This is a genomic window from Streptomyces amritsarensis (assembly GCF_001953875.1).
Taxonomy (GTDB): Bacteria; Actinomycetota; Actinomycetes; order Streptomycetales; family Streptomycetaceae; genus Streptomyces; species Streptomyces amritsarensis.
In genome coordinates this window covers 1-5415 of sequence record NZ_MQUR01000180.1, presented here as the reverse complement: position 1 = coordinate 5415, position 5415 = coordinate 1, and the positions used below count along the sequence as shown (strand labels likewise).

4 protein-coding genes are annotated in these 5415 nt (G+C 72.7%); 3 read left to right on the top strand and 1 reads right to left on the bottom strand.

Annotated elements, in window-relative coordinates; all coding sequences use genetic code 11:
• Nucleotides 1-332: 332 nt before the first annotated feature.
• The gene (locus tag AVW11_RS35170) at nt 333-1886 is read right to left on the bottom strand and encodes an AMP-binding protein (RefSeq protein WP_060179494.1); all 1554 of its coding nucleotides are present in this window, start codon (nt 1884-1886) and stop codon (nt 333-335) included.
• Nucleotides 1887-2060: 174 nt separating this feature from the next.
• Between AVW11_RS35170 and AVW11_RS35165 the strand changes: the two genes are divergently transcribed.
• The 3 genes from AVW11_RS35165 to AVW11_RS35155 are packed head-to-tail and all read left to right on the top strand — an operon-like array spanning nt 2061 to nt 5394.
• On the top strand, nt 2061-3293 hold the full coding sequence (locus tag AVW11_RS35165; RefSeq protein WP_076047050.1) for an amidohydrolase family protein: 1233 nt from the start codon (nt 2061-2063) through the stop codon (nt 3291-3293).
• A complete protein-coding gene (locus AVW11_RS35160; protein WP_076047049.1) occupies nt 3293-4447 on the top strand; it encodes an acyl-CoA dehydrogenase in 1155 nt (384 codons plus the stop codon). The genes AVW11_RS35165 and AVW11_RS35160 overlap by 1 nt, the downstream gene beginning before the upstream one ends.
• Nucleotides 4448-4452: 5 nt before the next feature.
• Complete coding sequence (locus AVW11_RS35155) at nt 4453-5394, top strand: acyl-CoA dehydrogenase family protein (RefSeq protein ID WP_076047048.1); 942 nt, start codon at nt 4453-4455, stop codon at nt 5392-5394.
• Nucleotides 5395-5415: the final 21 nt, after the last annotated feature.

Below are 5415 nucleotides of genomic sequence, written 5' to 3'. Positions count from 1 at the left end.
GAGCGCCCTTGAGGGACCGGCACGACACGGAGAGACGATGGGACTGACGGGAAACCCCCAGCACATCACTGACTCCCGGCCCAGTGGATCCCGCCCACCCGAAGCCACCCCGCGCTTCCCCACTCCCGCCCCGCCGAGACCCCGCGCTCCGAAGCCACCGCCCCGCCGGCGCACCCCCTCCCGCACGGGCACCGCCACCGGCGTTCCGCCGCGCCTCCCGTTCCCGCCCCCGTCGGCTTCCGCCGCGCTCCGTTCCCGCCCCCGTCGGCTTCCGTCGTGCTCCACCCCCGCCCCGTCGGCTTCCGCCGTGCTCCGGCCCCGCCTGCCACCCCCTACGCGTAGCGCTCGCGGAGTTTGTACTTGAGGACCTTGCGCAAGGCTTCGTTGCGGGGGAGGGCGTCCAGGAGTTCCAGTTGTTCGGGGAGTTTGTGGGTGGCGAGGCCTTCCGTGCGGAGGTAGGCCGTGAGCTGGGGGAGGGTGAGGGGGGCGGCTCCCGGGGGTTGTTCGACGACGGCGCAGACGCGTTCGCCGCGGGTCCGGTCGGGGAGGCCGATGACGGCGACGTCCGCGATGCCCGGGAGGCGGTGGAGGAGGTCTTCGATCTCCTTGGCGGAGATGTTCTCGCCCTTGCGGATGATGACGTCCTTGCTGCGGCCGGTGAGGACGAGGTAGCCGTCCGGGGTGAGGTGGCCGAGGTCGCCGGTGATCAGGTAGCCGTCGGCGTCGAAGACCTCGGCGGACTGGTCCGGGTTGAGATAGCCCTGGCAGACCGCCTCGCCGCGCAGGCGTACCTCGCCGTCCGTGTCCGGGGGGAGCAGGCTGCCGTCGGGGGTGGTGATGCGGATGGACATGCCTGCCGGGGGGCGGCCCTCGGTGGTGGCGAGGTGCTCGGGGGTGTCGTCGGGGGCACCCATGGTGATCATGGGGACTTCGGTCATGCCGTAGCCGTGGGTGAGCTGGCAGCCGAGTTCGCGGACCACCGCGTGGTAGATCTCCGGCGGTTTGGGGGCGCCGCCGCCCGCGAGGAGGCGGAGGGTGGGGATGAGGGGGGTGTCGGGGGCCTTGCGCTGTTCGGTGAGGAACATGGAGTAGAAGGCGGTCGAGCCGCCGGCGACGGTCACGCCGTGGCGGCGGTAGCCGTCGAGGGCGTCCGGCATCGCGAACTTCTCGAAGAGGACCGCGGGGAAGCCGTAGAGCAGGAGCATCACGGTGTAGTCGGGTCCGGCTATGTGCGCGTAGGGGAAGGCCATGGAACCGACGTCGGACGGCGTCAGGTGCAGGGCGTGCGCGAGGCAGGAGCCGCCGGCGATGAGGGAGCGGTCGGTGTGCAGGACGCCCTTGGGGTCGGAGGTGGTGCCGGAGGTCCAGTAGATCCAGCGGACGTCGGTGCCGTCGGCGGGCGGCGGGGGCAGTACGGCCGGGTCGCCGTCGGGGAGGGAGTCGTAGGCCTGGAAGACGCCGCGGGCGCCGAGGCGGCGGGCCATGGCGGGGTAGTCGTGGCCCCGCCATGTTCCGGGTGTCGCGAAGTAGTCGGCCTTGGCCTCGCGCAGTGCGAAGCCGACCTCGCGGTCCCGGTAGAAGGGGATGACGGGGGTCTGGACGGCGCCGATCCGGGCGAGGGCGATCGTGAGCAGTACGGTCTCGATGCGGGTGGGGAGCTGCCAGGCGACGACGGTGCCGGGGCGTACGCCCATGTCGTGGAGGCCTGCGGCGACGCGTTCGGAGCGGTCGCGCAGCTCTGCGAAGGTGAGGCTCCGGTCGGCGGCGGGGTCTTCGGCGGCTTCGATGAGGACGGTGGTGTCCGGGGTGAGTGCGGCCCGGCGGGTGAGGAGTTCCCACAGGGTGCGGGAGCGGCTCAGTTCTGTCGCGGTCGCGGTGTCCGTCATCGCGGACCTCCCCCTTGGGCCAATTGTCTGACGGTTGGTCAGATCGAGCCCAGAGCGTAGAGCGCCGACGCTTGTCGGTCCAGGGGTGGCGGGGCTAGCTTGTTTCTGACGGTCCATCAGATCGGTCGGACCGGCGTCGGATCGGCGCCGGACCGGCACCGGATTGGGGAGCCCATGGAACTGCCTCGGATCATCAGCGTCGACGACCACGTGATCGAGCCCGCGCACCTGTTCGACGTCTGGCTGCCCGCCAAGTACCGCGACCGCGGGCCCAAGGCACTCACGGCCGGCATCGGCGAGCTGCAGTACACGGGCGGCAAGTACGTGATCTCCATGGACCCGGACGGCCCGCCGACCGACTGGTGGATCTACGAGGACCTGAAGTTCCCGTACAAGCGCAACATCGCCGCCGTCGGCTTCGACCGCGACGACATGACGCTGGAGGGGATCACCCGCGAGGAGATGCGCCAGGGCTGCTGGGACCCCAAGGCGCGCCTCGCCGACATGGACCTCAACCATGTCGAGGCCTCCCTGTGCTTCCCGACCTTCCCGCGTTTTTGCGGGCAGACCTTCGCCGAGGCGCACGACAAGGAGGTGGCCCTCGCCTGCGTACGCGCCTACAACGACTGGATGGTCGAGGAGTGGTGCGGCGACAGCGGCGGCCGGCTGATCCCGCTGTGCATCATCCCGCTGTGGGACATCGACCTGGCGGTGGCCGAGATCCGGCGCAACGCCGACCGCGGGGTGCGCGCCGTGACCTTCTCCGAGATCCCGACCTACCTGGGGCTGCCGTCGATCCACTCCGGCTACTGGGACCCCTTCTTCGCCGTCTGCCAGGAGACCGGCACGGTGGTCAACATGCACATCGGGTCCAGCTCCCAGATGCCCGCGGCGTCCCCGGACGCGCCGCCCGCCGTCCAGGCGTCGCTCAGCTTCAACAACGCGATGGCCTCGATGATGGACTTCCTCTTCAGCGGTGTGCTGGTGAAGTTCCCGACGCTCAAGCTGGCCTACAGCGAGGGCCAGATGGGCTGGATCCCGTACGCCCTGGAGCGCGCCGACGACGTGTGGCAGGAGCACCGGGCGTGGGGCGGGGTGCGCGACCTGATCCCCGAGCCGCCGTCGACGTACTACTACCGGCAGATGTTCTGCTGCTTCTTCCGCGACAAGCACGGGATCGCCTCGCTCGACGTCGTCGGCCGGGACAACGCGACCTTCGAGACCGACTACCCGCACGTCGACTCCACCTTCCCGCACACCAAGGAGGTCGCCCTCGACCACGTGCGGGGGTTGGACGAGGAGACCGTCTACAAGCTGATGCGCGGCAACGCCATCCGCATGCTGGGCCTCGACCTCGACCGGAACCGGGACCGGAACCGGGACCGGGACCGGATCAAGGGCCGCTGATGGACCTGACGTACACCGAGGAGGAGCAGGACTTCCGGGCACGGCTGCGCGAGTGGCTCCACAAGGCGCTGCCCGAGCTGCCCGCCCGGCCGTCCCCCGACGACTGGCCGGGCCGCCGCGCCTACGACCTGGGCTGGCAGCGCCGGCTGTACGAGGCCGGGTACGCGGGCCTGCACTGGCCGGTGGACGCGGGCGGCCGCGGTGCCACCCCCACGCAGCACCTGATCTTCCTGGAGGAGACCGAGCGCGCCGGGGCCCCGTACGTGGGCGCGAACTTCGTCGGGCTGCTGCACGCGGGCCCGACGATCGCCGCCGAGGGCACGGCCGGGCAGCGGGCGCGCTGGCTGCCCCCCGTGCTGCGCGGCGACGAGGTGTGGTGCCAGGGCTTCAGCGAGCCGGGCGCGGGCTCCGACCTGGCCTCCCTGCGCACGCGCGCGGTCCGTGACGGCGACGACTACGTGGTCACCGGTTCGAAGATCTGGACCTCGCACGCGGAGGTCGCCGACTGGTGCGAGCTGCTCGTGCGCACGGATCCCGCAGCGCCCAAGCACCGCGGGATCTCCTGGCTGGCCATGCCGATGGACGCGGCGGGGGTGACGGTGCGGCCGCTGCGCACGCTCGCCGGGTCGACGGAGTTCGCCGAGGTCTTCCTCGACGAGGTGCGGGTCCCGGTCGGCAACCGGGTGGGCGCGGAGAACGACGGCTGGCGGGTCACCATGGTCACGCTGTCCTTCGAGCGGGGCACCGCCTTCGTCGGCGAGGTCGTCGCGTGCCGCAGGACCCTGGGAGAGCTGGCCCGGACGGCGAAGGCGAACGGCCGCTGGGACGACCCGGCGGTGCGGCGCAGGCTGGGCCGGCTGTACGGGGAATTCGGTGCGCTGTGGCGGCTGACCCAGTGGAACGTCAGCGAGTCGGAGCGCTCCGGCGGGGTGCCCGGCATCGGCGGCTCGGTCTTCAAGCTCGCCTACTCGCACGCCCGCCAGGAGCTGTACGACGTGGCGGCCGAGGTCCTGGGGGCGTCGTCGCTGTCGCTGGACGAGGAGTGGGTCCAAGGCCGGCTCTCCTCCCTCTCGTACACGATCGCGGCGGGCACCTCGCAGATCCAGCGGAACATCGTCGCCGAGCGGATCCTCGGCCTGCCGAAGGGCCGGTGAGGGGTATGGACTTCCAGCCGACGCAGGACCAGCGGGACCTGCGGGCGGGCGTACGGGCCCTGCTGGAGGGCCGGTACGGGCGGGAGGCGCTGCGCGCTTCGGTGGACGCCGCGGCGGACGCGGGCGCGGCCGTGGACCGCGGGCTGTGGCGGGAGCTGGGCGGGGCGGGCTTCTTCGCGCTGCGGCTCCCGGAGTCCGAGGGCGGCGTGGGGCTGGGACTGCCGGAGGCGGTGCTCGTCTTCGAGGAGGCGGGGCGGGCCCTGGTGCCGGGGCCGCTGGTGGCGACGCACCTGGCGGCCGGGGTGGTGCCGGGAGCCGCGGCGGGCACGGCGGTGGTGACCGCCTTCGACCTGGCCGGGGACCTGGTGGCGTACCTGGGGGAGGCGGACGCGGTGCTGGGGTGCGACGCGCTCCCGGGCGGGGTCCCGGTGCGCGCGGCGGACCCGCTGACGCCGCTGTACCGCGTCGTGCGGCCGGGCGGCGGCGCCGGGCCTGCGTACGGTCCCGCCCGCAACGCGGCCGCGTACGTGTCGCAGGGGGCGCTGCTGACGGCCGCGCTCCAGGTCGGGAGCGCGCTGCGGACGGTGGAGCTGGCGGTGCGGTACGCGGGGGAGCGCGAGCAGTTCGGGCAGCCGATCGGGGCGTTCCAGGCGGTCAAGCACCTGTGCGCGCAGATGCTGGTGCGGGCGGAGGTGGCCCGTACGGCGGTGTACGCGGCGGCGGTGACGGGGGATCCGGGGGAGTCGGCGGGCGCGAAGCTGCTGGCGGACGAGGCGGCCGTGCGCAATGCGCGGGACTGCCTTCAGGTGCACGGCGGGATGGGCTTCACATGGGAGGCGGACGTGCACCTGCACCTGAAGCGGGCCTGGGTGCGGGCCGAGCAGTGGCGGACGGCGGCGGAGGGGGAGGAGCTGCTGGCGGCGGAGCTGCTGGAGTCGGCGGGATAGCAGCGTGGGGCGGGTGGGGCG